Genomic DNA, 569 nt, shown 5'->3' with positions numbered 1-569 from the left:
CCGGGTGGCGCCGCGCCGCGTCGGTGAGAGCCGTCACCGCCGCAGGAACCGCGACCAGGCGTGTGATGCGCTCGTCGTGCACCCGCGAGCTGAGCCAGAGCTCGTCGAGGCGGTCGGCGACATGCATTCGACCGCCCGTGGCGAGCACCTCGAACAGCGTGTACAGGGTCAGGCTGTACGACATCGGGCCGGGGGCGAAGGTCGCCACCCGGTCTCTCGCGCCCAGGTGGTCGCGGGAGACGTCGATGTTCGCCGCGTATTGCCTGCGCGTCTTGAGGAAGGCCTTCGGCGTGCCCGTCGTCCCCGAAGACGTGAGCATCAGGAACGGCGCATCGTCGGCCGCTGCTTCTGCGTGGGTCGAGGCGAGGGAGGGGGTTCGTGCGAGATCGTCGAGTCCGACGACGAGTCCCGACCATCCGGCCGAATGCAGAGCGGCCCGGATCGTCGGAACATCCGTGATGACGGCGGCCGCTCCGGTCGTGACGATCAGCTGCATCTGGAGTGCGACGGGCCAGTGCGCATCGACGACGGTGAGGATGCGCGCGCCCGCCTCCACCGCGACGACGGCG

At 70.1% G+C, this 569-nt stretch carries 1 protein-coding gene; it reads right to left on the bottom strand.

The genetic code is table 11. From position 1 onward, the window contains the following. On the bottom strand, positions 1 to 569 hold a 569-nt coding region (locus tag KZA10_RS17195), incomplete at both ends, for an AMP-binding protein (protein WP_218683511.1).

The sequence above is a fragment of the Microbacterium sp. BF1 genome (assembly GCF_019279095.1).
Lineage (GTDB): Bacteria > Actinomycetota > Actinomycetes > Actinomycetales > Microbacteriaceae > Microbacterium > Microbacterium maritypicum.
This window is presented reverse-complemented; position numbering and strand designations above follow the sequence as displayed.